22 protein-coding genes and 1 pseudogene are annotated in these 23360 nt (G+C 63.0%); 10 read left to right on the forward strand and 13 right to left on the reverse strand.

The genetic code is table 11. From position 1 onward, the window contains the following. Positions 1 to 10 precede the first annotated feature (10 nt). The 3 genes from A3AY_RS0130480 to A3AY_RS0130490 all read right to left on the reverse strand — a co-directional run bounded on the left by A3AY_RS0130480 (position 11) and on the right by A3AY_RS0130490 (position 3563). Complete coding sequence (locus A3AY_RS0130480; RefSeq protein WP_420830260.1) at positions 11 to 805, reverse strand: helix-turn-helix transcriptional regulator; 795 nt, start codon at positions 803 to 805, stop codon at positions 11 to 13. Between the two features lie 621 nt (positions 806 to 1426). Continuing rightward, the gene (locus A3AY_RS0130485; RefSeq protein WP_018329455.1) at positions 1427 to 2092 is read right to left on the reverse strand and encodes a glutathione S-transferase family protein; all 666 of its coding nucleotides are present in this window, start codon (positions 2090 to 2092) and stop codon (positions 1427 to 1429) included. 100 nt (positions 2093 to 2192) lie between these two features. Further along, positions 2193 to 3563, reverse strand: coding sequence for a TIGR03808 family TAT-translocated repetitive protein (locus A3AY_RS0130490; RefSeq protein WP_018329456.1), 1371 nt, complete (start codon positions 3561 to 3563; stop codon positions 2193 to 2195). A gap of 228 nt (positions 3564 to 3791) precedes the next feature. Here A3AY_RS0130490 and A3AY_RS0130495 point away from each other — a divergent pair, with 228 nt between their 5' ends. Continuing rightward, entirely contained in the window at positions 3792 to 6092 is a 2301-nt protein-coding gene (locus tag A3AY_RS0130495; RefSeq protein WP_210312561.1) for an EAL domain-containing protein, read from the forward strand. Positions 6093 to 6296: 204 nt separating this feature from the next. Next, positions 6297 to 7082 (forward strand): L,D-transpeptidase family protein, encoded by a 786-nt coding sequence (locus A3AY_RS0130500; protein WP_018329458.1) that lies wholly within the window; start codon positions 6297 to 6299, stop codon positions 7080 to 7082. Positions 7083 to 7176: 94 nt separating this feature from the next. On the opposite strand, the gene A3AY_RS0130505 is transcribed toward A3AY_RS0130500, so the two are convergent. Beyond that, complete coding sequence (locus tag A3AY_RS0130505) at positions 7177 to 7656, reverse strand: MarR family winged helix-turn-helix transcriptional regulator (RefSeq protein ID WP_018329459.1); 480 nt, start codon at positions 7654 to 7656, stop codon at positions 7177 to 7179. 132 nt (positions 7657 to 7788) lie between these two features. On the opposite strand from A3AY_RS0130505, the gene A3AY_RS0130510 reads away from it, so the two are divergent. Continuing rightward, positions 7789 to 8211, forward strand: coding sequence for an organic hydroperoxide resistance protein (locus tag A3AY_RS0130510; RefSeq protein WP_018329460.1), 423 nt, complete (start codon positions 7789 to 7791; stop codon positions 8209 to 8211). A 148-nt stretch (positions 8212 to 8359) separates the two neighbouring features. Here A3AY_RS0130510 and A3AY_RS0130515 read toward each other — a convergent pair whose 3' ends face one another. Then, positions 8360 to 9910, reverse strand: a complete 1551-nt coding sequence (locus tag A3AY_RS0130515; protein WP_018329461.1) for a helicase HerA-like C-terminal domain-containing protein — start codon at positions 9908 to 9910, stop codon at positions 8360 to 8362. A 290-nt stretch (positions 9911 to 10200) separates the two neighbouring features. Here A3AY_RS0130515 and A3AY_RS0130520 point away from each other — a divergent pair, with 290 nt between their 5' ends. From A3AY_RS0130520 to A3AY_RS0130535, 4 genes are read left to right on the forward strand one after another with little or no spacing between them, the layout of a single operon-like run. Beyond that, positions 10201 to 10599, forward strand: a complete 399-nt coding sequence (locus A3AY_RS0130520; RefSeq protein ID WP_018329462.1) for a DUF2780 domain-containing protein — start codon at positions 10201 to 10203, stop codon at positions 10597 to 10599. Between the two features lie 52 nt (positions 10600 to 10651). Further along, positions 10652 to 11005 carry a hypothetical protein gene (locus tag A3AY_RS39495; RefSeq protein ID WP_154663352.1) on the forward strand — a complete coding sequence of 118 codons (354 nt, stop codon included), beginning with the start codon at positions 10652 to 10654 and terminating at the stop codon, positions 11003 to 11005. Between the two features lie 4 nt (positions 11006 to 11009). Next, entirely contained in the window at positions 11010 to 11489 is a 480-nt protein-coding gene (locus A3AY_RS0130530; protein WP_018329464.1) for a MarR family winged helix-turn-helix transcriptional regulator, read from the forward strand. Between the two features lie 17 nt (positions 11490 to 11506). Beyond that, positions 11507 to 12187, forward strand: a complete 681-nt coding sequence (locus A3AY_RS0130535; RefSeq protein ID WP_018329465.1) for a GNAT family N-acetyltransferase — start codon at positions 11507 to 11509, stop codon at positions 12185 to 12187. 260 nt (positions 12188 to 12447) lie between these two features. Here A3AY_RS0130535 and A3AY_RS0130540 read toward each other — a convergent pair whose 3' ends face one another. After that, positions 12448 to 13308 carry a LysR family transcriptional regulator gene (locus tag A3AY_RS0130540; RefSeq protein ID WP_018329466.1) on the reverse strand — a complete coding sequence of 287 codons (861 nt, stop codon included), beginning with the start codon at positions 13306 to 13308 and terminating at the stop codon, positions 12448 to 12450. A gap of 87 nt (positions 13309 to 13395) precedes the next feature. Between A3AY_RS0130540 and A3AY_RS0130545 the strand changes: the two genes are divergently transcribed. Then, positions 13396 to 13998, forward strand: coding sequence for a cysteine hydrolase family protein (locus tag A3AY_RS0130545; protein ID WP_018329467.1), 603 nt, complete (start codon positions 13396 to 13398; stop codon positions 13996 to 13998). A 54-nt stretch (positions 13999 to 14052) separates the two neighbouring features. Here the strand turns inward: A3AY_RS0130545 and A3AY_RS0130550 are convergent, their stop codons facing one another. Both A3AY_RS0130550 and A3AY_RS36580 read right to left on the reverse strand, forming a co-directional pair. Then, positions 14053 to 14889 carry an aldo/keto reductase gene (locus A3AY_RS0130550; protein WP_018329468.1) on the reverse strand — a complete coding sequence of 279 codons (837 nt, stop codon included), beginning with the start codon at positions 14887 to 14889 and terminating at the stop codon, positions 14053 to 14055. Positions 14890 to 15007: 118 nt separating this feature from the next. Next, a pseudogene (locus A3AY_RS36580) lies at positions 15008 to 16169 on the reverse strand (MFS transporter). 171 nt (positions 16170 to 16340) lie between these two features. Here A3AY_RS36580 and A3AY_RS0130560 point away from each other — a divergent pair. Further along, the gene (locus A3AY_RS0130560) at positions 16341 to 17234 is read left to right on the forward strand and encodes a LysR family transcriptional regulator (protein WP_018329471.1); all 894 of its coding nucleotides are present in this window, start codon (positions 16341 to 16343) and stop codon (positions 17232 to 17234) included. A 35-nt stretch (positions 17235 to 17269) separates the two neighbouring features. Here A3AY_RS0130560 and A3AY_RS0130565 read toward each other — a convergent pair whose 3' ends face one another. Continuing rightward, entirely contained in the window at positions 17270 to 17764 is a 495-nt protein-coding gene (locus A3AY_RS0130565; protein WP_018329472.1) for a hypothetical protein, read from the reverse strand. Between the two features lie 300 nt (positions 17765 to 18064). Between A3AY_RS0130565 and A3AY_RS0130570 the strand changes: the two genes are divergently transcribed. Continuing rightward, positions 18065 to 18760: a gamma-glutamylcyclotransferase gene (locus tag A3AY_RS0130570; RefSeq protein WP_018329473.1), complete on the forward strand. Its 696-nt coding sequence runs from the start codon at positions 18065 to 18067 to the stop codon at positions 18758 to 18760. A gap of 43 nt (positions 18761 to 18803) precedes the next feature. On the opposite strand, the gene A3AY_RS0130575 is transcribed toward A3AY_RS0130570, so the two are convergent. From A3AY_RS0130575 to A3AY_RS0130595, 4 genes are all read right to left on the reverse strand, one after another. Further along, positions 18804 to 20765 carry an elongation factor G gene (locus A3AY_RS0130575; protein WP_026203993.1) on the reverse strand — a complete coding sequence of 654 codons (1962 nt, stop codon included), beginning with the start codon at positions 20763 to 20765 and terminating at the stop codon, positions 18804 to 18806. Between the two features lie 106 nt (positions 20766 to 20871). Next, complete coding sequence (gene tam / locus A3AY_RS0130580; protein ID WP_018329475.1) at positions 20872 to 21639, reverse strand: trans-aconitate 2-methyltransferase; 768 nt, start codon at positions 21637 to 21639, stop codon at positions 20872 to 20874. A 195-nt stretch (positions 21640 to 21834) separates the two neighbouring features. Continuing rightward, positions 21835 to 22485, reverse strand: a complete 651-nt coding sequence (locus tag A3AY_RS0130585) for a haloacid dehalogenase type II (protein WP_018329476.1) — start codon at positions 22483 to 22485, stop codon at positions 21835 to 21837. Positions 22486 to 22632: 147 nt separating this feature from the next. Next, positions 22633 to 23208 (reverse strand): phosphatase, encoded by a 576-nt coding sequence (locus tag A3AY_RS0130595; RefSeq protein ID WP_026203994.1) that lies wholly within the window; start codon positions 23206 to 23208, stop codon positions 22633 to 22635. Positions 23209 to 23360: the final 152 nt, after the last annotated feature.

Raw genomic sequence — 23360 nt, forward strand, 5'->3', positions numbered from 1 at the left:
GCTTCGACAGCTAGTTGCTTCTCCCCTGCCGTCGCATGGTCTCGGAGGGCATCTCGCCGAACGACTGATGATAGATCGCCGCAAAGCGCCCCATGTGAAGGAAGCCCCAATTCCTGGCTATGTCGGCGATCGATAGCACATCCCTCCCACTCAGCAGTGCTTTGCGGACGCCCTCCAGGCGAATGGCGCGCAAATAGTCTGACGGCGTCATGTCCTTGAACTGCTGAAAAGCCGTCTGCAGCGACCGTACCGTCGTTCCCGCCTCGCGCGCGATTTCCGAAACCGTCATTGGCGACGCTGCGTTGGCGTGCATATACTCGATAGCCCGCTTCAGTTTTCGCGGTATTGCCGGAGAGACCGGTCCCGTCAACCGCTCGTGGTAGTTGTGGGGCACGTTTTGCAGGACAAGCAGCATCAAGGCCCGAACCAACAGATCGGGGGCGGCCGGCGAAAAACTGTCGCCGGCATTCGTGTCGAGATAGTCCCAGATAAGACGGCTAAGCATCGCAATCCGGGAGCCGTGGGGCGTTGTCAGATCAAGCTTGCCAGTTATTTCAAGATCGCCGGTCACGGGTGCGTCGATCAATTCGCTGAGCACGCCGACGAGCATCGATTTTTGCCACGCAATGGCCAAATGGCTCCGGTTCTCATGGAAGACGAGAGTCTCGATCCGCGGCATGGGGGCGACGAAGCCGGTAGCCGAGGTCAGAAAATGCCGCTCCCGCCCATCATCCAACTCCAGCGCACCGGAAGATTGGAGAAACAGGACGACCAGATCCGGCGGGGTGTTTGCGATCAGTTTCATGCCGGATCGGCAATGGCTTTGCCAAGCGGTGTAGCGTACCGCCTCATGCGGCTTCGTCCGAACGGAGCGACACCTGCAATCGATTGAAATGCGATCATCCGGGCGAAGAGGCTCGACGATGGCTGGCATTTTCCACAGTGCATAGCGTTCCGTCAACTCGTCCGCTTCTGCGTTCGCCATGCTCAGGTTTGAATGGTGTACGTAACTCATCATGTCTCGATGCAGAAGTTGGAGTATGTAGCGTTCGGTAGAAATAGGGTGATTCGATGGCTGTAGTGACAATAGTGTTTTCGCGACAGGCCGTCATGATCGGACCCCGCAGGTCGGAACTTCAGGCTCCGTGGCGGCAATGATGGGGCGGGCACGGCGCTTTCCGGCGAGCGATCGACCGAGGTCTGGGCTTGCCCTCTCGCGGTCGTCTGCAGACGGCAGATGCGACGAAGGCAAGTGGTTGCGCGGCACGTCGAAAAAGTACCTCGCGTCCCCGCCGCGGCAGTGCGAAAGGCGAGCGGTGACGATCAGATTTATACGCGTGGGCCGAAGCCGTGTTCGGCAGTGCAGGACTGACGGCCTGACGTGGAGCACGACTGGCCGGTCGTCATTGCTGCAAAGCGCGGAGGGTCAGGCGGCCTCCGCCTCCTTGCGCCGTCCGGCCATCATCGTCTTGAAGGCCGGCCGGGCGTGGCAGCGGGCGAGCCAAGCCTTGATCCTTGGATGCCGGTCAAAGAGATAGGTCTCGCTCATGGCGTAGCGCAGCACTTCCGTAAGATTGAGATCGGCGACGGTGAAGCGACTGCCGACGACGTAGTCCTGCGTTTGCAGATGCGCTTCCAGCCGCGCCAGCGGCCGCTCCAGCCCCTTGACCGACGTTTCGATGATAGCCTTGCCCTCCGGCGTTTCCTCCCGGGCATTATCGTAGGTCAGCACGATCTTGACCGTATGGGGCTCGACCTCCGTCGCCGCCCAGAGCGTCCAGGCCAGCACCTCGCCTTCCTCGCGCAGATCGGCGGGCGCGAGCGGCCCGCCATGCTTGCGCGCGAGGTAGAGATTGTTGGCCAGCGATTCCGTCAGCACGAGACCGTCATCGTCCATGGCCGGGATCTTGCCCATCGGGTTGACGGCGAGAAACGACGCAGATTTCGTGTTGAGCCGGGCGTCGAGCGCCAGCGGATCGGCGACCAGCCGCGCCTGGATGACCGGCACCGATTTGAACGGAATGCCCAGCTCTTCCGCCATCCAGTAGTTGCGCGAGGCGCGCGAGCAGTAGACGCCATAGATCGTCAGCATGGCTATTCCCCTTTGGCTGAAATTCACGGCAGGGTACGTCAGGCTCGTCCGCGCTTGAAGCCGCCGGCGCTGATGTCAGCCATGAAATCTTTTGATGTTTTCAGCCGAGCCGGTTGCCGGAAAGAGTGAGATGCGCGAAGCCCTCGCTTCCGCTCCTGAGAAGATCGCCCGTGACCTTCTCGTTCCAGCGATAGCCGAGGACGCCTCCCTCCCTGACATCATGAAACAGATTGTTGGCGATCAGCGCGGTGCCCGAGCCTTCGACCACCGTGACGGCGCAGCCGCCGCCGGCATTTCGCACGAAATTACCGGTCGCAACGACATCGCGCAGATAAGGCCCCCAGCCGAACATCAGCCCCCATTTCGGCGCGTTCTCGATGACGTTGCCGGTCACGGTCGTGTCCGCCTCCACGGCGATGCCGAGGCCGAAACCGGCGCCGTCGTGAACATAGGGGCCATCAACATTCAGGTTGCGGATGATGTTGTCGCTGACGACCGCCAGCCTGCCGCCCTCGTTGAAATTGACAATCAGGATGCCGTTGGCGGCACCGTCGATCAGGTTGCCGGTGACGATCGCGCCCTGGAAACCGAATTCGGAATAGATGGCCGTTTCGCCGGAACGCAGGCACTGGTTGCCGATGATTTGGACATCGGTGGCGCTGTTGGCGCGGATGGCGGAAAAGGCGCAATCGGAGATGTGGTTGTCCGTTACGATCACGTTTGCCGCGCGGAACACATTGATACCGTTGCCGTTCTCGCCCGTTCCGCCATCCCGGGCACCTATGCGGGACACCCGATTGCCGTGTACCATCGTACCGTCTTCCGCAGCCTTCCAGCGATGCACGAGGATGCCGCCATTGCCGCAGTCGACAACGGTGTTGGCGTTGATCGAGAGTTTTTCGCTTTCGACCGCATAGATGCCGCTGCCGGCAGCCTGCGAGATGCCGTTGCCGTCGATCCGGCCGCCGCAATGCTCGGCATGGATGCCGTGTTTCGATGAGCCGATGATGGCGCAGTTTTCGATCGCCAGATTGGCGACGCCACGTAGGTTGATCAGCCCTTGGGTCTCATCTCCGAGAGCCTTGCCGCCACCGTCGAAAACCAGATCAGACAGCGTCAGCCGCCCCAGCCCTTCGCCGCTCAGAAACCCGCCGCTGCCGGCATGGACCAGCCGCGTCCGGCCGGGCACGCCGCTCAGCCAGAGATCGTCGGGCAGGGTGATGCCGGACAGCACATAGTCGCCGGCCGGGAGAAAGACAGGCATGCCACGGGCCGCCGCCTCCTGCAGGAGACGGTTGAACGCCTCGCTTTGATCCGCGGCGGCATCGGGACCGACGCCGTAGCCGGAAATATCGATCGTACCCCGCAGGCCATCCTGCGCCGGTTTCAGTTTTGCAGCCAGGCAAGGGCCTGCCGCCGTGCAACAAAGCGTTGAGGCGATCGAAGACAGAAGCAGGCGTCGATTCAGCATTGCAAATCCTTTGCGTCGGCAGTGCATGAAACATGCCATTGTCGGCCGTGCCGAAATACTACGAATTGTGCGGGCAGACTGGACGAAGCATTGAAATTCAGCAAGACAGCAGCAGTATTCCTCCATTTGAAAATACTTCTTTAGCAAAGGATAACCTCTGGCTGGTAGTAATCGGGGCGAGAAATCAGGAAGACGGCTTGGACGGTGAACCTGTCCGCGGAGGCTTGCTTGACGAAGAACTTGGATTACTCTCGCAGGGACAGCGGCGCCAACGTCGCCAGCAATGACGACACGCAACGCCTGATGGCCGCGGGCCAGCGTCTGGCGGCGGAAGTCTCACGCTTGTTTACCTCCCAGACAGACGACCGTCACTATTGGCTCGAGACGATGGTCAATCACGTTCCTGATTACATCTACGCCAAGGATCTCGAAGGCCGGTTCCTGATCGCCAACCGCGCAACCGTCATCGACAATGGCTTCACGGAAATGGAGGAACTCGTCGGCAAGACCGACTACGACCTGCATCCGCACGACATGGTCGCCAAAACGGTTGAAGCGGAACGGCAGGTCATCGCGACGGGCAGCCCGATCTTCGGAATGGAGGAGCGGGCGTTCATCGACAAGGGCTACGAGCGCTGGCTGATGACCTCCAAGGTGCCGCTGCGCAACAAGCAGGGCGTAACCATCGGCATCGTCGGCGTCTCGCGCAATATCAGCGACCGCAAGAAGGCCGAAAGGCTGCTGCTCGGCCAGGCCCGGCTGCTGGAGATGATCGCCAAGAGCACGCCGCTCGCTGATTTCTTCAAGGAGCTGATCCTGCTGATCGAGGCGCATCTGCCCGGCATCATCGGGTCCATCCTGCTTCTTTCGGAGGACGGCCGGCATCTTCTGACGGGGGCAGCGCCCGGCCTCGACGATGCCTATTGCGCGGCGGTCCACGGCACCGCCATCGGCCCGAAGGTCGGGTCCTGCGGCACGGCCGCCTGGCGCGGCGAACCGGTCTTCGTCGCCGATATCCTGTCCGATCCCCTCTGGGAGGATGTTGCCGATCTAGTGCGGCCCTTCGGTTATCGCTCCTGCTGGTCGATGCCGATCATGTCCTATCAAGGCAAGGTGCTTGGAACCTTCGCGCTCTATTCCCATAAGGTCGGCCTTCCGTCGGCGGAACAGAACGAACTGATTTCGATGGCGGCGCATCTGGCCGGCATCGCCATCGAGCGCCAGCAATCGGAAGAGCGCATCCAGTTCATGGCGCATCACGACGCGCTGACCGGATTGCCGAACCGGGTGTTGTTCGATAGCTGCGTCGCCACCGCCCTGCAACAGGCGCGCATCACCGGCCAGTGGGTGGCGCTCGCCTTTCTCGATCTGGACAATTTCAAGCTGATCAATGATACGATGGGTCATCACGCCGGTGATGAACTCCTGCGTATCGCCGCCGGCCGCATGCTGGACTGCGTGCGCAAGTCGGACATGATCGTGCGTGTCGGCGGCGATGAATTCATCATTCTGCTGACCGGCCTGCCGCCGGATAGCGGCGTCGTAACCTCCCGGCTCGAGACCATTCGCGCAGCGATCGGCGCTCCGCTCGTTCTTTCGGGGCGCAGCCTGCAGGTCAGCTGCAGCATGGGCGTCGTCTGTTATCCCGATCATGGCCAGACGGCAACCGAACTGCTGGCCAACGCCGACTCGGCCATGTACAGGGCCAAGGAAGTCGGCCGCAACAACCTGCAACTGTTTGACGCCGAAATGGCGGCGAAGGTGCGCGCAAAGCTGCGGCGGCACGAGGAACTGCGTGATGCCGTCGCGCGCGGCGAATTCGTGTTGCACTATCAACCGGAGATGAACCTGAAGACCGGCAGGATTTTCGCCGCCGAATCGCTCTTGCGCTGGCAGCACCCCGAGCGGGGCCTTGTCTCGCCGGCGGACATCATCCCGTTGGCTGAGGAAACAGGACTGATCGTGCCGATCGGAGACTGGGTGCTGAACGAGGCCTGCCGGCAGAACAAGGCCTGGCAGGACGCAGGCCTGCCGCCCATCGTCGTCAGCGTCAACGTGTCCGCCCGCCAGTTCCGCGAACGCAACTGGGTGTCGCGGGTGGCGGAAGCGCTTGAGGAAAGCGGGCTGGAGGCCCGGTATCTCGAATTGGAGCTGACCGAAAGCCTGATCATGCAGGATGTCGGCGCGGCGATCGCCACCATGCACGAGCTTCAGGCGCTCGGCGTCCACCTCGCCATCGACGATTTCGGTACCGGCTATTCGAGCCTCAGCGCACTGAAGAGCTTTCCCGTCCGGCGGCTGAAGATCGACCGATCCTTCGTTCAGCATATTCCGGGCGACGCCGACGACATGGCGATTACCGGTGCGATTATCTCGCTTGCGCAAAAGCTGCAGATCGCGGTGATTGCCGAAGGGGTGGAAACCCAGGCGCAGGTCGATTTCCTGCGGGCCAGCGGCTGTGACGACGTGCAGGGCTATTTCGTCAGCCGGCCGGTGAAGCCCTGCGCGTTTGCTGCCCTCATGGCGTGATCCCGCCGCCGCACTGTTGCGCTCTGGACAGGGTCGACAGGCGCTCTCATAGTTGTGAAGAGCCTTGATCGGCGCAAGCCCCGATCCAGCCGCAATTGCCATACTTGTGGCGGGGACCGGTGGATACTGCCGGAGCAATGATTTTTGCGTGGCGTCTTCGGCCGCGCCTTCGCCAATCCGCGTCAACGCCATATATAGAGTTCAATGACACTGTCCAAATCGCTCTCCCGCCGGCAATTTCTCAATCTCTCCGGGCTTGCCGTGGCTTCGGCCGGCCTTGCCGGATGCACCTCCTCGATGAACACCGACCGGTTTCGTGCCGAAACCGCGCCCTATTTCCGCAATCCGGCGCTGGAGGGCCGTTTCAGCGACCCGCGCTATGGAGCGGAACTGGAGGGGCCGGTCTATGGCGGGGAGCCTAGCGGCCTGCCGCCGCAATCGGCCTATTATGCCGAGATGTACGGCCCGAAAATCGATGACGGTTTCAACATACCGGCGGTCCCCTACGAGCAGATCGATGCGCGCTACTATCGCCAGGAGGTGCCCAACACGTTCGGCGAGCGGCCGGGCACGATCATCGTCGATACCGGCGAACGCTTCCTCTATCTGATCCAGTCCGACGGTTCCGCCATGCGCTACGGCGTCGGCATCGGCCGCGAGGGTTTTGCCTGGTCGGGCAGGGGTGTGATCCAGTGGAAACAGAAGTGGCCGCGCTGGAAGCCGCCGAACGAGATGGTGGCCCGCCAGCCGCAACTGGCGCAATACTCGATCGCCAATGGCGGCATGCCCCCGGGCATCGACAATCCGCTCGGCGCGCGGGCGATGTATATCTTCCAGAACGGCGAGGACACGCTTTACCGCCTGCACGGATCGCCGGAATGGCAATCGATCGGCAAGGCCGTTTCATCGGGCTGCGTGCGGCTGATCAACCAGGACGTCATTGATCTCTACGACCGCGTCCGCACCGGCGCGCCGATCCTGGTGATCTGAAACTTTTCGCCCGGTTTCTGCGCCCTTCGCTGCGCGCGGCGAAGGGCAAGCATTTGACCTTGCTCCATAATTCCTTGAGACTTATGGAGCGGCCCTAAGCGCCGTTGTGCTCGTCGAGATGCCGGTTGAGGTCGTGCAGCGCCGAGCGCAGGGCGGCGGCTTCCTTCATGCTGCATCCGGTCGCCTTGCCGATTTCCATCAGGATCCCGAAGGCCTCAGTCTTCAGCGCCACGCCTTTTTCGGTCAGCGCGACGATCACCTGCCGCTCGTCGCCCTTGTCGCGCGTGCGGCTGACGAACCCGGCCGTTTCCAGCCGCTTGAGCAGCGGCGACAGCGTGCCGGAATCCAGCCCCAGCTCCTCGCCAATGCCTTTGACGGTCATGTTGTCGTGCTGCCAGAGCGCCAGAAGCACGAGATATTGCGGGTAGGTGAGGCCGAAGCGGTCGAGCAGCGGCTTGTAGGTGCGGTTGAACGCGTGCGCCACGGAATAGACGGCAAAACAGAGCTGCTGGCCAAGCGCCAGCGCCTCGCCATCCTTGAGATCGTCCTTACGCGTGTCATTTTCGTCGGTCATACAGCGTATCCTCGCAGTTTTGGCGTCGGTTTGCAATTTGCAAAATTATATTGCGTCCGATTAAATTATGCGCTATTGAAAATGACAGCAAATTACCCTGCAATCAACCGCCTGGAACCAAGGAGACAGACCATGCCCATTCTTTACACCACCAAGGCATCCGCAACCGGTGGCCGTGCCGGCCGCGCCGTCAGCGAAAACGGTGTCCTCGATGTGACGCTGACCGTTCCGAAGGAACTTGGCGGCGATGGCGCCACCGGCACCAATCCTGAACAGCTCTTCGCCGCCGGCTATTCCGCCTGCTTCCTCGGCGCACTGAAGTTCGTCGCCGGCAAGGAAAAGGTGAAGATCCCGGATGACGCCACCGTGACCGCAACCGTGGGCATCGGCCCGCGCGACGACGGCACCGGCTTCTACATCAGCCCGTCGATTTCCGTGAACCTGCCGGGCGTCGATCGCGAGGTTGCCGAAAAGCTGGTCGCCGCCGCCCACATCGTCTGCCCCTACAGCCACGCGCTGCGCACCGCGACTGAAATCCCGGCAACGCTGGCCTGAGGCTCTTCGCCTGCTTCAAGAGAAAGAGCCCGGCGGAGCGATCCGCCGGGCTTTTCGTGTCGGGAAGCGTCTTCGTGATGACTGGGCAGAATCAAAATGGCGGCTCCATCCGGAACCGCCGTTTTGGTTTCCAGAACCAGACGGCTCGCTACCGCTTCAGGCTGCCCAGGATGCCGCGCACCAGCGCACGGCCGAGCGAGGAGGCGACGGTGCGGGCGACGGATTTCATTGCGGCTTCGGCGACGGATTCACGCTGGTAGCCGGAGCGGGCGCGGGGCTTTGCCTGCGTCGAAGCCGGTTCGTCGTCGCCGAAGCCGGGCAGGGTCCAGCGGCTGCCGCCGGAGGCTGGCGGCGCTTCTTCCGCCTCGCGCGCGGCTTGCGCCTGTTCCGCCGCCTTGGCGGCGCGCTTGGCCAAAAGCTCGTAGGCCGATTCCCGGTCGAAATCCTCGTCGTAGAGCCCGGCCACCGGGCTGATCTTCATGATGTCGGCGCGCTCGGCCTCCGTCAGCGGCCCGACGCGGCTCGAGGGCGGGCGGATCAGCGTGCGCTCGACCATCGACGGCGAGCCCTTGCCTTCGAGGGTGGAGACCAGCGCCTCGCCGGTGCCGAGATTGGTAATGACCGTTGCGCAGTCGAAGTCCGGGTTGGGGCGGAAGGTGTCGGCCGCCGTCTTTACCGCCTTCTGCTCGCGCGGCGTGTAGGCGCGCAGCGCATGCTGGACGCGGTTGCCGAGCTGCGCCAGCACCGTGTCCGGCACGTCGAGCGGGTTCTGGGTGACGAAATAGACGCCGACGCCCTTGGAGCGGATCAGCCGCACCACCTGCTCGATGCGCTCGAGCAGCACTTTTGGCGCGTCATTGAAAAGCAGATGGGCTTCATCGAAAAAGAACACCAGCTTCGGCTTGTCCGGATCGCCGACCTCCGGCAGTTCCTCGAACAGTTCCGACATCAGCCAGAGCAGGAAGGTGCCGTAAAGGCGCGGGTTCATCATCAGCTTGTCGGCAGACAGCACCGAGATCGCGCCGCGGCCGTCGCGGGTCGTGCGCATGATGTCGGAAACCTTGAGCGCCGGCTCGCCGAAGAAGTGCTCGGCGCCCTGCTGCTCGAGGATCAGAAGTTCGCGCTGGATCGAGCCGGTCGAGGATTTCGAGATGAAGCCGTATCTGTTGGAAAGCTCGGTGGCGTTCTCGCCCATATAGGTAAGCAGCGCCTGGAAATCCTTGAGGTCGAGCAGCGGCAGGCCGCCTTCGTCGGCGATCTTGAAGGCGATGTTGATCACGCCTTCCTGCGCGTCGCTGGCATTCATCAGGCGGGAGAGAAGCAGCGGCCCCATCTCCGAGACGGTGGCGCGCACGCGGTGGCCTTTTTCGCCGTAGAGATCCCAGAAGATCACCGGGAATTCCTGGAAGCTGAAATCGCTAAAGCCGATCTGCTCGACCCTTGTCCTCACCCAATCCTTCTCCTCGCCGATCGCGCCGATGCCGGAAAGGTCGCCCTTCACGTCGGCGCAGAACACCGGCACGCCGGCATTGGAGAAGCTTTCGGCCAGGATCTGCAGCGTCACCGTCTTGCCGGTGCCGGTTGCCCCGGTGATCAGGCCATGGCGGTTGCCGAACTTGAAATCGAGATATTCGGGCTTGTTGATCGTGTCGTCCGGCTTCCGGCTCGTGCCGATGTAGAGCTTCCCGTCCTCGAGCATGGGGGTCCTGTCTCCGTTTTACGATGAAAGCCGCGGGCTCGCCGAACGGCGCGGGGTTTCATCACATTGTTTTCCAAGGGATGTTATAGGAGCAGTGCTTGCCACCGGCAACAGAAGGATTGTAGCGGGTCGGGGGCCGAGCGCGCCCTATGGCCGCATTGTATTCGCCGCGGAGGCATGAAACGATGGTCGGGTTCACGCTGTGGACAGCCGGTTCGAACGGCGCTTGAGTTTCAAGCCGAGATAATTTACGTTGACGTCAACGTCAAAAAATACGAGGAGAATCACCCATGAACGAACTGATCACCCGCGTTGCGGACAATGTCGGTATCGACCCGGCAACGGCTGAAAAGGCCATCGGCATGATGCTCGGCTTTCTGCAGCGCGAAGCCGCCGACGGCCCGGTCGCCCAGATGATCGAGGCCATTCCCGGCGCTGCCGAAATGGTCGCAAAGTTCAACGGCGAAGGCTCGGGCAATGGCGGTGGTCTGCTCGGCGGTCTCCTGAGCGCAGTCGGCGCCGGCGGCGGTGTCATGGCGCTCGGCCAGCAGCTGATGTCGCAGGGCCTCGGCATGGGCGAGATCACCGCCCTTGCCAAGGAAACCATCGGCTATGCCAAGGAAAAGGCCGGCGCAGACGTCGTCGACGAAGTCGTCGCTTCGGTGCCGGGCCTCAGCCAGTTCGTCTGATCAAGACGGTTTCGAGATCGTTCACGGCTGCTTCCCAAGGGTGAAAGCGGCCGTGAATACAGGCAGCGCCAGCCCGGCCCCGGATCGGGCGGTGGACGGGCCGAGAAGATCCATCACCGTGCCCGTCGCACCTGAGCGGATCAGCAAGCTGCCCTTGAATTTTCCCCGAGTTGGTCAAGGTGGAGAGCGGGAAGCTCGCAAGGCCGGAAACGCCAACTCGATCAGAATCGCGCTGGCGAGGTCAGCATCGGAATGGCCGGCTGATTCGTCCACCTCAAAATCAGCCGCGCCGATAGTTCGTCCTCAACAGGATTTTGCCATGGCCGACACGGCGATGTCTTCGTCGGACAGCGTTCTTGACGATATACATGCCTTGTTATATAACGTGTTATATAAATCGGAGTGACCATATGGCTGAAGATGTCGTCCGTGCTTTCGGCTTCCTGAGCCTCGGTACCCGCATGAAGCGGATCGGCGAACGCCTGCAGGCGGACACTCAGAAGATCATCGATGAGATGGGCGTCGAAATCGCGGCAAGCCAGTATCCGCTCCTCGCTGCGGTCGACCGGCTTGGTCCGCTGGCGATCGGCGATTTGGCCGATGCGATGGGTGTGAGCCAGCCCGGCGTCACCCGCAGCATCGCGCAACTCGTCGATCTCGGAGTGCTGCGCGCGGAACCGGCGCCGGATGATCAGCGCCGCAAGCTCGTCAGCCTTACGGCGCAGGGCCAGCGGCTGGTGGATGAAGCAAAAGAGGCGATCTGGCCGCGCATCGAAGCGGCTGTCGCCGATCTCTGCGGCAAGCTCGATGGTCCGCTGCTGGATCAACTGGCAGCGATCGAAGACGGGCTTGCCGCTCTGCCGCTCAACCGGCGTGAACCGAAACCTTGAAACAAACGGGTGTTGAGATGAGCCATATCCTCGACCGGCCGATCTGGAGTGCCCTGGCGACCCGCCATGCGGCCCTTGCCGAAGGCAGTCCCCTGGCAAGACGCTATCAGCCATCCGTCAGCGCCTTTGCCGCTGCTCGCGACGACCGGCCGGAGAGCCTCGAAGCGCTCGGCCGGCTTGCGGCCCGCGACGAAATACTTCTGCTGGCAGAGGCAAACGAAATCGTTCTGCCACGCGGCCTTCAGATCCTCTCCACCGCCGATCTCGTCCAGATGACGGCCGAACAGCACCTGCCCCTGGTATCCGACCCGCGCATCGAGCAGCTGGGCGAAGCCGATGCCGCGGAGATGCTGGCGCTCGCCACCCTGACGAAGCCGGGGCCGTTTTCCATCCGGGCACAGGCGTTCGGCAATTTCTGGGGCGTGAAGATCGATGGCCGGCTTGTCGCCATGGCGGGAGAGCGGATGAAGCAGCCGGGATACACCGAACTGAGCGGCGTCTGCACGCATCCCGACGTTCGCGGCAAAGGGCTTGCGCGTTTGCTGTCGCGGTTCGTCGCGGGACAGATCTTCGCGAAGGGCGATCAGCCCTATCTCCACGCCTATGTGACGAACACGGCCGCCATCGCGCTTTATGAGACAATCGGCTTCAAGATCCGCTCGCCGATAAATGTCGCGGTCGTCGCGCCGGCGGCGTGAGAAATCCCTCTTACGGTTCTGCGATGTGAGGGCCAGACAATTTGCGACCCTCCACCCGCCACATGGGCGGGCGGCGAGATTACGGCCCTTGCCAAGGAAACCATCGGCTATGCCAAGGAAAAGGCCTGCGCAGACGTCGTCGACGAAGTCGTCGCTTCGGTGCCGGGCCTCAGCCAGTTCGTCTGATATCGGAAACCGTTCACGGCCGCTTCGCCGAGGCGGGGCGGCCGTGAACACCACCGGTGCCAGGCCGGCGCCGGTCAGTTCTGCCAGGCCTTGACGGTCTCGGCGATCCATTCGGCCGTCAGCGCCACCGCCGGCACCTTGACGCGCTCCGGATGCGTCAGCAGGAATAGCGGGCGCTCCGCGAGGGCGTTCGGTTCCTCGACCACGTCGAATCGCGCATCCTTTCGTGCAAAGCTCTCCGGCAACATCAGATCGGCACCCAAAGCCAGCGAGGCGGCAATCAGCACGTCGAGGCGGGTCGATGTCAGCACTGTCCGAGCATGCGGCCGCAACCGGTCCAGCGCCTGCATTTCCGGAACATGCGCCAGGCGCTCGCCATAGCGCACCACAACCTTCCCGGCCGTTTCCTCGTTGACGCCGGCCGGGCGGCAGAGATGGAAGCGCAGGGTTCCGAGGCTGCGGATCTTTGTGTCCTGCTCTGCAGTCCTGCCAAAGCGAAGCGCGATATCCGCTTCGCGCCGCTCGAAACTCAGGGATTGATCGTCGGCGACAAAGTCGAGGCTGATGCCGGGATTTTGCCTGGCAAAGACATCGAGCGCCGGAGCGAGAAGGGTTGAAAGTACGAAGCCGACGCTGGTAACGCGGACATGATCCTTCAGTTCCGCAGTCGCCCGCATCAGCGAGGCGATCGACAGCGAGGCCTCCTGCGAGATCGTCCGCAACCGGTCGATGATGCCGGAAAGCGGCGGGGTGGCAACGAGCTTGCCGTCAATGCGATCGAAAAGCGCGCTGCCGATGCGGCGCTCAAGGGCGGCGAGCCGTCGTGACACTGTCGTCTGGTCGACGCCGAGAGCCGCTGCCGCACCGGATAAGGTGCGATGCCGCAAAATGTGATCGAGAAGTTCCAGATCGGCCCAGTTTGAACCTGCATTCATGCAGCTTTGTCCTTGAAAATTTCGGGTATCCCTGTGTCCGCGCAGATTGGTAGTCTTGGCCATTCCAATCCGCAAGGGAGTTTTTTCATGACCGATACGACGATGCCCGCCACCACGATCCTCTCGCTCGCAGGTGTGGTCCTGACCCCACCCGTCCTTTCGGACGCGACCCTGATCCTGATCGATTACCAGAATGAATATCTTTCCGGACCGCTGACCCTGGTTGGAGCGGACGTCGCGCTGGAGCGGGCGGCGATCCTTCTGCAGGCCGCACGCGCGGCCGGGACGCCGATCATTCATGTCGCGCATCGGGGCGAGGCGGGCGATCTCTTCGACCGGGGCGCGTTCAGGGGCGCGTTTATCCCGGCTGTCGCGCCTGTGGAAGGCGAGGCGGTCGTCGAAAAGACCTATGCCAATGCCTTTGCCGCAACCGATCTCGAAGCCCTCGTCGGCCCGGCCGGCACGAAAATCGTCGTGGCGGGGTTCATGACCCATAATTGCGTCTCGTCCACCGTCCGTGCTGCTCGCGATCGCGATTATTCGATTACGGTCGCGGGCGACGCCTGCGCCACGCGTGACCTGCCGCTACCGTCGGGCGTCGTGCATGCGGTTGACCTGCATCGGGCGACGCTGGCAGCCTTGGCCGACACGCACGGTTTGATTGCCGATGTTGCCGAGCTGGTCCGCTAGAGTCCGGCAAAATGGCCGTCGGACCATGCTCCGGCGGCCCAAAGAGCCTGGCGCTCAGGCCGCCTCGTCCCAGACGGGGGCGAGGCCCTGCGGGTTGACGATGCGGCCATCCGGCTTGGCGAGCAGGTGGATCGCCTTCATCTCGTCGGTCGACAGCACGAAATCGAAAATGCCGAAATTCTCGGCCAGCCGCGATTGCGTTGCGGTTTTCGTCAGGGCGACGACGCCGTGCTGCTGGATCAGCCAGCGCAGCACCACCTGCGCGGCGGTCTTGCCATGATGGCTGCCGATGTCGTTGAGCACCGGATCCCTCGGCACGCGGCCGTCGGCCATGGCGTAGTAGGCGGTGATCGACATGCCGAGACGGTCGGCATCTTCCAGCACCTTCAACTGGTCGAGGTAAGGGTGATATTCCACCTGGTTGGTGACGAGGGGTGCTGCGCTCAGCCGTGCGGCCTCGTCCATCTGGCGGGTGTTGAAGTTGCTGACGCCGATATGGCGGACCTTGCCGGTCTGCTGGACGGCATTCAGGCGCTCGATCTGCTCGGCAAGCGGCACCGGGCTTCCCGGCCAGTGCAGCAGCAGGAGATCGACATAGTCGGTTTTCAGCTTCTGCAGGCTTTCGTCGACGGAAGCCGAAAAAGCGCCTTGCCTGTAATTGTCGACCCAGACCTTGGTGGTGAGGAAGATATCGGCGCGCGGCACGCCCGACTGCTGGATGGCGGTGCCGACTTCCGCTTCGTTGCCGTAGATCTGTGCGGTATCGACATGGCGAAAGCCAATCTTCAGGGCTTCCGGCACGATGCGCAGCACGTCCGGGCCGGGCATGCGGAAGGTGCCGAAGCCGAGGGCGGGAATGGCGGCGCCGTTGGCGTTGACGATCGGTTGCATGAAATTTTCCTTTTCGAGGCGGCCCGGCCTGCACTGCCGGGCGTTTTGAATGAAACAGGCCTATAGATGTGGCAGGCGTGGATCGGGTCAAGCCAGCCTCTGCGGGGCCGCTTTTCCGTCAGGCGGTCTGGGCAACGGGCTCCGGCCTGCGATCCAGCATGCTGCTGATCAGGGTGAGAACCAGCGCGCCGGCAACAAGAATTGCACCCACCCATGGCGTCGCCTGCAGGCCGAGCGGCGAGGCGACCACCAGGCCGCCGATCCAGGCGCCGGCGGCAATGCCGAGATTGAAGGCGGCGATGTTGAGTGCCGAGGCGACATCGACGGCACCGGGGCGGTGCTGCTTGGCCAACTGCACGACATAGAGCTGCAGGCCGGGCACGTTGGCAAAGGACAGAAAGCCAAGGGCAGCAAGCGTGATCAGGGCAGGGATCGCCGAGACCGAGGTGAGGGTGAACAGCGCCAGCACGGCAGCCTGGGCGGCAAACAGAATGGTCAGCGCCTTCACCGGATTGCGGTCGGCGATGCGGCCGCCGACGATGTTTCCTGCAGCGATCGCAAGGCCATAGAGCACGAGCACCAGGCTGACGGAGGAGGCGGCAAAGCCGGTGACCTCTTCAAGCATCGGCGCAAGGAAGGTGAACGTGACGAAGGTGCCGCCATAGCCGAGCGCCGTCATGCCGAAGACGAGGAGCAGGCGGCCCGAGCCGAGCACGCGGACCTGATCGAGAATGCTGGCCGGGGCCGCCTTGGACAGCGTTGACGGCAAAAGCGCGGCGATTGCGGTCAGCGCGATCGCGCCAAGCCCTGCGACGGCCCAGAAGGTGGCGCGCCAGCCGAAGGTCTGGCCAATGACGGTGCCGAGCGGAACGCCGGTGACGATGGCGACCGTCAGCCCCATGAACATCAGCGCGATGGCCGAGGCACGGCGGTTGGCCGGCACGAGATCGGCGGCAATGGTCGCGCCGACGGAGAACGGAGAGGATGCGGGCGACGAGCAGCATTTCATAGGAGGGGCTGAGTGCAGACAACGTGTTGCCGGCAATGAACAGCATCATCAGGCCGAGAAGCAGCGGCTTGCGCTCGATCCGGCCGGTCAGGGCGGTGAGGATCGGCGCGCCGAAAGTGACGCCGAGCGCATAGATCGACACGATCAGCCCGGCGAGCGGCAAGGTGATGGCGAGATCGGTGGCAACCGTCGGCAACAGGCCGACAATGACGAATTCGGTGGTTCCGATCGCATAGGCCGCGATCGTCAGTGCATAGAGGGCAAGAGGCATGGGAGCACCTTTGGTCGCCCGTGGGAGGCCGGGCTTGGGTTGGCGGCGGCTCACAGGATCCTCCGGGCCGCCGCTGGGTTTCGTTGGGCGGACTATGGATCACAGGGACTTGCGCGATAATCGAGAGGAATGGATAAATACCTGTGAAACGAATTCACAGGAGAGAGTGGGATGGACAACTGGGCAGGGGAGATGGAGGTGTTTGTCGCGGCGGCGGAATTGCAGAGTTTTTCCGCAGCCGGGCGGCGGCTGAAGCTGTCGCCGTCCGCTGTCAGCAAGCTCGTCACCCGCATCGAGGATCGCCTCGGCACGCGCCTTCTGGTGCGCACGACGCGCTCGCTGCTTCTGACGCCGGAAGGGGAAATCTATCTCGCCCGGGCGCAACGCATCCTCGCAGACATCGCCGAGACCGAGCGGCTTGTCGCCGAGGGTGGCCGGGCAACGCCGCGCGGCCTGCTGCGTGTCAATGCCTCGGTCGGCTTCGGCGAATGCTACGTCCTGCCGCTTGCCGGTGAATTCCTGGCGCTCTATCCGGAGGTCCGGCTCGAACTGTCGCTATCGGACAGCCTCATCGACCTGATCGAGGAGCGGACCGACGTGGCGATCCGCGTCGGCCCGATGCGCGATTCGTCCCTGAAGGCGAGGAAGCTGCTCGACAGCCATCGCATCACGGTCGCCACGCCGGGGTATATCGAGCGCCACGGCGAGCCGAAAACACCCGCAGATCTGGCGGCGCACAATTGCATCACCTTCACCTTCGGCAGGACGCCCGGCGAATGGCCGTTCCGCGATCCGGGCGTTGCCTCCGTCTATCTGAGCCCGGCTTCGGGCAATGTGCAGGCGGCGAGCGGCTCGATTGCCCGGCACCTCTGCCTGCAGGGGCTGGGCATTGCCCGCATCGGCAAGTTCCACGTCGAGCGGGATCTCGAAAGCGGCGCTCTGGTCGAGGTGCTGAAGGACTACAATCCGATCGAGCCGGAACAGTTCTATGCGGTCTTTGCGGGCCACGAGCATCTCGCGGCCCGCATCCGGGCGTTCATCGACTTTTTGGCCGAGCGGGTATGACGGCAAAGGCGGACACCGCCCGCAGGTTCAATCCCCTATTCGGCAGCCTTGAGGGATGTGATGATGGCCTGGAGTTCGGGGCCGTGCTGTTCCTGCATGCCCTTCGTGCCCCAATAGGTGATGACCAGAAGCTTGCCCTCCTTTGGCGACAGGAATGAAAGGCCGATGCTGACGTCGCCGTCATTGTCGCTGCCGGACCAGTCGAGATTGGTCATGTCCATGCCGTTGAGTTTCTCGCTGCTTTCCTTCTGCGTCGACGCGTCGATCTTGACGCCGTTCTTTTCAAGGAAGGCAACGGCGTCTTCGACTACCTTGTCGGTCGTTTCGCCGTCGGCGATGTCGATGGAGATATAGATGGCGCTGTCGCCCGACGTGGCGTCGATACCGCTCTCAGTCTCCTTCGGGCCCCAGTCGTCGGGGATCGTGATCGATGCGATCGGCGCGTCGCTCGGAAAATTCAGGGTCGCGGCATGGGAAGCGGCGGCCGGCAGGAAAGCGGCGATGACGGCCGCGGCAATGGTCTTTTTCATGGATGTCTCCGACGTTCAGCGTTCGTTTGAATCTTGCGGCTGACCGCCGCCGCATGGCATCGCCATTTCTCTTCCCGTCTTCCCCGGATCAAGAAATCAGATGGTTCGCAGCTCAGAGATACGCGAAAACTCTTAAAGGCATGCTCTCCAAATTTGGGTGAAATTCCATTTGTGCGGATCACCCTGCATCTCTCTTATGGCTTGACTGGCAGGATGGCTCTGGCAATTTGATGCGGCACGATCCTCCCCATCCTTTTCTTCCCGTGCTGATCCCTGGTCCCGATGCCCAGACTGCGAAAAATGTCCCTGACGCCTGATCTCGTGGCGCTCTGTCACCGCGACATTGTCGATCCAGGTCCCGACGGGCGCTGGACCGCCATTACCGACGAAGGCTACAGGGATCTTGCCGAACGGCTCGAGCGGGAGAGCCTCGGGCAGCCGCTATGGGTGTTTGCCTATGGCTCGCTGATCTGGAAGCCGGAGTTCGAGGCGATCGACAGGCAGCGGGCGACCGCGTTCGGCTGGCACCGGTCCTTCTGTCTGCATATCAATCGCTGGCGCGGCTCGCATGAGCAGCCGGGCTTGATGATGGCGCTGGAGCGCGGCGGGCGATGCGACGGTGTGATCTATCGCCTGCCGGACGGCGATCGCATCGGGCAGATCGAGCGCATGCTGCGGCGAGAAGTCAGTTCCTTCGAAAATATCGACGCCGTCCGATGGCTGCCGGTAAAATCCGAGAGCGGCCCATGCCGTGCGCTGGGGTTCTGGGTGGGGGCGAAGGGCGAGCGCATTCTCTCCCGCCGGCCGCTGGATGAGGTCGCGGGCATCCTGGCGCGCGCCTGCGGTCATTTCGGATCCTGCGCGGAATATCTCTACAACACCGTTTCTCACCTCGAGGATTTCGGCATCCGCGACCGCAATCTCTGGCGGCTGCAGCAGCTTGTGGCAGAGGAGATCAGGTCGATCCACGGGCCGGCCATCGCCTCGCCGTCGTAACCGCGAAGCGGAAACGCGGATGCGTTCGACGTGTTTCGGCGCTTCAGTGTTCGGCGCGTTGCGCCCCATGCGCCCTGACGATGGCGTCCGCTTCCTTGCCGTACAGTTCCTCGAAATGATCGAAAGTCTTGGAGAAATAGCCGATGCCTTGCGTCGCCGAGCGCAGCGCTCGCGCCAGTTCGTCGAGCGCGCCGCCGGGAACAAGGGCCCGGAAGATGTCCCATCCCTTGGCGGTTTCGTCCCGGTCGAAGCCGAGGACCTGACCCTTCAGCGCCGAGACGATCTGCACGAGGCTGCCCGAATAGACCGACGGAATGTGGATTTCGCTGCGGAAGACCGGCTGCATCAGCACGGCGGATCCTTCGGCCAGCGCCTGCCGCACTCCCATTTTCGCCGCGGTCCGGAACGCGTATTCCGAGCTGTCGACGGTGTGGTGCTGGCCGTCGGTTAGCGTCACGCCGACGTCGATGACCTCAAAGCCGAGCGGACCTTTCTCCATCGCCTCGCGCGCGCCCGCTTCGACGGCGGGGATGTAATTGCGCGGAACGACGCCGCCCTTGACGGTTTCGCCAAAGGTGAACCCCTGGCCGCGCTCGTTGGGGTGGATGCTCAGTTTCACATCCGCGAATTGCCCGGCACCGCCGGTCTGCTTGCGATGGCGGTAGTGGACCTCCGACGGCTTCGATATCGTCTCGCGGTAGATCGGGCTGGGTGGTCGGTCAGTGACGGCGATGTGAAAGACGTCGGACAGGGTCCGGCACAGGTCGCGCAGGTGCACCGGCCCCTGGGTGCAGACGAGCTGGGCGCCGGTCCCTTCCTCTTGGCGGACCTTCAGGCCTCGATCCGTCTCGGAAAGCTTGGCCAGCGTTTCGGAGAGCTTGTTCTCATCCCGCTCGCTGCCCGGCACGAGGATCCGCTCGAGCATCGGCGTCGATGCTTCCGTCCACTCCGGCGGGGCCACGGCCGCGTCGGAGCTCAACAGCGAGGGAACCGGCAGGTGGTCGGACTTGACCGTCGCGAAAACGTCTCCCGCCGCCGGGACAAACGGCGCGTTCGACCGGCCGTTTGCGGGATCCTGCACGGCCCCGAGCGTGGCACTGCCGAGCGACGCGCCTTGCTTCAGGCCCTCGCCGAGCGCACGAACGAGCACGGTCTTGCCGACATTCTGGCGATGATAGGCATGGAAGCTCGCGGCCGCCAGCTTGCCTGCGTCGATATTGGCTGCGCGGGCAAGGCGCTCGCGCAGCGCCTCGACAGGCGGCGCCTCATGGCGCAGCGCCTTCATCAGCCGCATCATGCCGTTGCCATGGCTGGCGGCACCGATCAGCACCGGGATGATCTTGTTTTCCTTCAGAATCCGCGAGGAGATGGCATAGAGCGCGTCGCTGGGCGGCTCGCGGTCTTCGATCAGTTCCTCGAGAAGCCAGTCGTCGAATTCCGACAGATGTTCCAGAAGCTCGGTGCGCGCCTCATGCTCGCGTTCGGCGGCGCTTTCGGGGATCGCGATTAGCGCCGACGTCTGGCCTTCGCGGTAGCGCCACGCCCGTTCCGAAATCAGGTCGCAACTGCCGACGATCCTGTCGCCCTCGCGGATCGGAATCTGACGCAGCAGAAGCGTGTGGCCGGCATAGTCCTGAAGGGCTGCGATCACGTCCCTGAGCCGCCCCCTCGGCTCGTCCATGCGGTTGACGAAGAGGATGCACGGCGTTCCCGAAGCCTCGATCACCCGCAGATAGGGGGCGGCCAGCACGGCCTCCTCGGGGGCGGGCGAAACACACAGGATACAGGCATCGCTGGCAAGAAGCGCATGTTGCGCATGCACCAGCGCTTCGTTGCCCCCGGGCGCATCGAGCGCGCACCACGGTTCGTTTCCGAATGTGAATTCCGTGAGGTTCAACCCGTAGGGGGAATTGGATTTTCTCGGCGCGCCCTCCAGCGAGCCGAGCTTTTCCACGACTGTCGATTTTCCGGTTTGCGAGGGTCCAAGTACAGTAAAGCAGCGCATGAGCGGTCCTCCCCTGCCATAAGCACAATTCTCGGCCCTCACAGGATGCCCTGAACCGGCGCGCCGCGCCAGAGGGGCAATTGTTCTTATTGGTTAAAGCGCGATGCTAGAGCTTGACCGCCACCAGAAACAGCCGCGGGAATTTCAACAGCACATGCCCGTCGGCGAGCGGCGGGTAGGCCTCCCGGATCCGCCGGAGATAGGCGGCGAGATAGGCCGCGCGCGCAGCCGGCGGCAGGGCGTCGAGATAGGGGCGAAGGCCGGTGCCCTGCACCCATTCGACGATCGCTTCGGCATTGGCCAGGCGATGATAATAGATCGTATGCCAGACATCGATCTTGATCGATTTCGGCGCCAGCCGGTCGAGATAGACGGAGGGGGCGGCAAGGGCGTTGCGGCGGCCGCGGTTGACGTAGAATTCGCTAAAGCGGGGATCTTCCGCCAGCTCGCGCATGAAGGCATGCGTCGGTTCGTCGAGATTGTCCGGCATCTGTACGGCAAGGGTGCCGCCGGGGATAAGGTCATCCATCAGCCGGTCGAAGACATCGAGGTGGTCCGGCAGCCATTGGAACACCGCGTTGGCGAAAAAGAGCGCCGCCGGTTCGCGCGGTGCCCAGCGCGCCAGGTCGCCTTTTTCGAAGCGGGTATGCGCCATCCGCTTGCGCGCCGCCGCCAGCATGTTCTCGTCGCTGTCGACACCCGTCAGAAGATAGGCCGGGAAGCGGTCTTGGACGAGTTCCGTCGAATTGCCGGGGCCGCAGCCGAGGTCGTACAGGGCGCCTTCGGGCAGATTTGGCACGTGGCCCAGCAGATCGCGCGCCGGCCAGGTGCGCTCGTCCTCGAATTTCATGTATTGTTCGGCGGACCAGGCCATCGGCTTTCTCCATCGGCGCACAGCACTGCCGCGTCCCCGGACGCGCAAAGGTCGCTTTAACCATTTGATATGCTAAATAATTTTCCCTTGGATCGATTGCAGTTCAAGGAACTATGCAGCGGCACATGTTGCCCAAAAGTCTGAGGCGGTTTTGCGGTAACGGGACGCGCGAAACAAAAATAAAACGCGTGCGCGCTACAGGCTTTCCAGCGACGGCAGGATCAGCGACGGACCGAAATCGGCATATTCGTCGGGCATGTCGCCGCGATTGATCCAGACGGTGCGGAAGCCGAATTTGGTGGCGCCGGCAACGTCCCAGCGGTTGGACGACTGGAACGAGACGACGTTCGGGTAGAGCCGGTAGGTGGTCGTCACCATGTCGTAGACTGCGGGCGCGGTCTTGAAGGCGCGCACCGTCTCGACGGAGAAGATGTCGTCGATGATCAGGTCGAGGCCGGCCTTCTTCACCGCCGATTGCAGCATCTGCGGCGTGCCGTTCGACAGGATGGCGATGCGCGCGCCGCGGCTCTTCAGGCTTTTCAGCACGCTCGGCACTTCCGGATAGCAGTCCAGATGCCAATAGGCGTCGAGCAGCGAGGCCTTGAGCTTCGGGTCGGCGGACGGAAACCGCGCAAAGGCATGGTCCAGCGCCTGTTCGGTCAGCGTCCAGAAATCGGCATGCGCCCCCATCAGCGTCCGGATCCAGGAATATTCGAGCTGCTTGGCGCGCCAGAGGTCGGAAAAGGCCTGGCCCTCCGGCCCCATCTCGCCCGCATGTTTGCGCACCGCCGCGTGAACGTCGAACAGGGTGCCATAGGCATCGAAGACATAGGCCGCATGAGACATCAAAAACCTCCCGTCATTCCCTTCGCGCCGGCCTTTTTCCAAATGCGAAAAGGAATCGGCCGCCTGATCGCCGCTTGAATACGGTTCTTTGCCGGGATCATGTCAAAAATTTGTGCGTTGCACAATCATTCTTCAAGAGAAAGCGGCTCAACTTTTTGCCGGTTTCCAGACCTTGGCCGGAAACCGCAGCGCCTGCTTGGCCAGGCGTCCCTTGAGCCCGAGCACCGTATCGCAGAGACCGGTCACGTGCCGGTTGGGCTTGGCCTCCGGCCTCAGCCCATGCAGCGCTGCCGCCGCCTCTTCCGGTTCCATGTAGCGGGCGAGAATGCCGAGCGTCAGCGCCGTCGAGCGGCCGATGCCGCGCAGACAGTGGACCAGCAGATGCGCATCCTCCGGCAGGCTGTCGATAAAGCCGAAGGCCCGTTCGATCGCGTCGGCCCGCGCCGCTTCAGGCTCGTCGGGATCGGTGACGTCGCCGAACAGAAGTTCCAGATGCCGCTCCGCCGGCAGCTCGATCATCGACAGAAGCTTGGTTCCCGGCGCCCGGATCGAGATCAGGTGGCTCGGTGCCCAGAGCGCCCGATTGTGCCGCGCCTCGGTCTGCGAGGCGACGATCACCCGGATCGGCCAGCCGTTCGGGTGGGAAGGATTGCCGTCGAGCAAGGGCGCATAAAGCGCGTCCGCCTGCTTTTCAGCCGTCCGCCTTTCAACTGCAAGTGCCATGGTCGCCTCTTTGATTCCGTTGCCTATATGAAAATAGCGGCGCTGCCGGGAAGGGGAAAGTGAAAAAAGCCGGTGATCGCGCAAGGGTGGTGGACTCCGGGCGCCGCCAGGCGGATTCCCCGCAATAGTCATTGTGCGTTGCAATATAAATG

Source organism: Rhizobium giardinii bv. giardinii H152 (assembly GCF_000379605.1).
Lineage (GTDB): Bacteria > Pseudomonadota > Alphaproteobacteria > Rhizobiales > Rhizobiaceae > Pararhizobium > Pararhizobium giardinii.

Excerpts from the sequence above, each read along its gene's own strand:
- A3AY_RS0130505 (WP_018329459.1), bottom strand. The coding sequence starts at position 7,656 with ATGACCGACGAAAATGACACGCGTAAGGACGATCTCAAGGATGGCGAG.
- A3AY_RS0130535 (WP_018329465.1), top strand. The coding sequence starts at position 11,507 with ATGAGCCATATCCTCGACCGGCCGATCTGGAGTGCCCTGGCGACCCGC.
- A3AY_RS0130595 (WP_026203994.1), bottom strand. The coding sequence starts at position 23,208 with ATGGCACTTGCAGTTGAAAGGCGGACGGCTGAAAAGCAGGCGGACGCG.
- tam (WP_018329475.1), bottom strand. The coding sequence starts at position 21,639 with ATGGCCTGGTCCGCCGAACAATACATGAAATTCGAGGACGAGCGCACC.
- A3AY_RS0130520 (WP_018329462.1), top strand. The coding sequence starts at position 10,201 with ATGAACGAACTGATCACCCGCGTTGCGGACAATGTCGGTATCGACCCG.
- A3AY_RS0130540 (WP_018329466.1), bottom strand. The coding sequence starts at position 13,308 with ATGAATGCAGGTTCAAACTGGGCCGATCTGGAACTTCTCGATCACATT.
- A3AY_RS0130560 (WP_018329471.1), top strand. The coding sequence starts at position 16,341 with ATGGACAACTGGGCAGGGGAGATGGAGGTGTTTGTCGCGGCGGCGGAA.
- A3AY_RS0130550 (WP_018329468.1), bottom strand. The coding sequence starts at position 14,889 with ATGCAACCGATCGTCAACGCCAACGGCGCCGCCATTCCCGCCCTCGGC.
- A3AY_RS0130530 (WP_018329464.1), top strand. The coding sequence starts at position 11,010 with ATGGCTGAAGATGTCGTCCGTGCTTTCGGCTTCCTGAGCCTCGGTACC.
- A3AY_RS0130575 (WP_026203993.1), bottom strand. The coding sequence starts at position 20,765 with ATGCGCTGCTTTACTGTACTTGGACCCTCGCAAACCGGAAAATCGACA.
- A3AY_RS0130510 (WP_018329460.1), top strand. The coding sequence starts at position 7,789 with ATGCCCATTCTTTACACCACCAAGGCATCCGCAACCGGTGGCCGTGCC.
- A3AY_RS0130500 (WP_018329458.1), top strand. The coding sequence starts at position 6,297 with ATGACACTGTCCAAATCGCTCTCCCGCCGGCAATTTCTCAATCTCTCC.
- A3AY_RS0130485 (WP_018329455.1), bottom strand. The coding sequence starts at position 2,092 with ATGCTGACGATCTATGGCGTCTACTGCTCGCGCGCCTCGCGCAACTAC.
- A3AY_RS0130545 (WP_018329467.1), top strand. The coding sequence starts at position 13,396 with ATGACCGATACGACGATGCCCGCCACCACGATCCTCTCGCTCGCAGGT.
- A3AY_RS0130480 (WP_420830260.1), bottom strand. The coding sequence starts at position 805 with ATGAAACTGATCGCAAACACCCCGCCGGATCTGGTCGTCCTGTTTCTC.
- A3AY_RS0130570 (WP_018329473.1), top strand. The coding sequence starts at position 18,065 with ATGTCCCTGACGCCTGATCTCGTGGCGCTCTGTCACCGCGACATTGTC.
- A3AY_RS0130490 (WP_018329456.1), bottom strand. The coding sequence starts at position 3,563 with ATGCTGAATCGACGCCTGCTTCTGTCTTCGATCGCCTCAACGCTTTGT.
- A3AY_RS0130585 (WP_018329476.1), bottom strand. The coding sequence starts at position 22,485 with ATGTCTCATGCGGCCTATGTCTTCGATGCCTATGGCACCCTGTTCGAC.
- A3AY_RS0130565 (WP_018329472.1), bottom strand. The coding sequence starts at position 17,764 with ATGAAAAAGACCATTGCCGCGGCCGTCATCGCCGCTTTCCTGCCGGCC.
- A3AY_RS0130515 (WP_018329461.1), bottom strand. The coding sequence starts at position 9,910 with ATGCTCGAGGACGGGAAGCTCTACATCGGCACGAGCCGGAAGCCGGAC.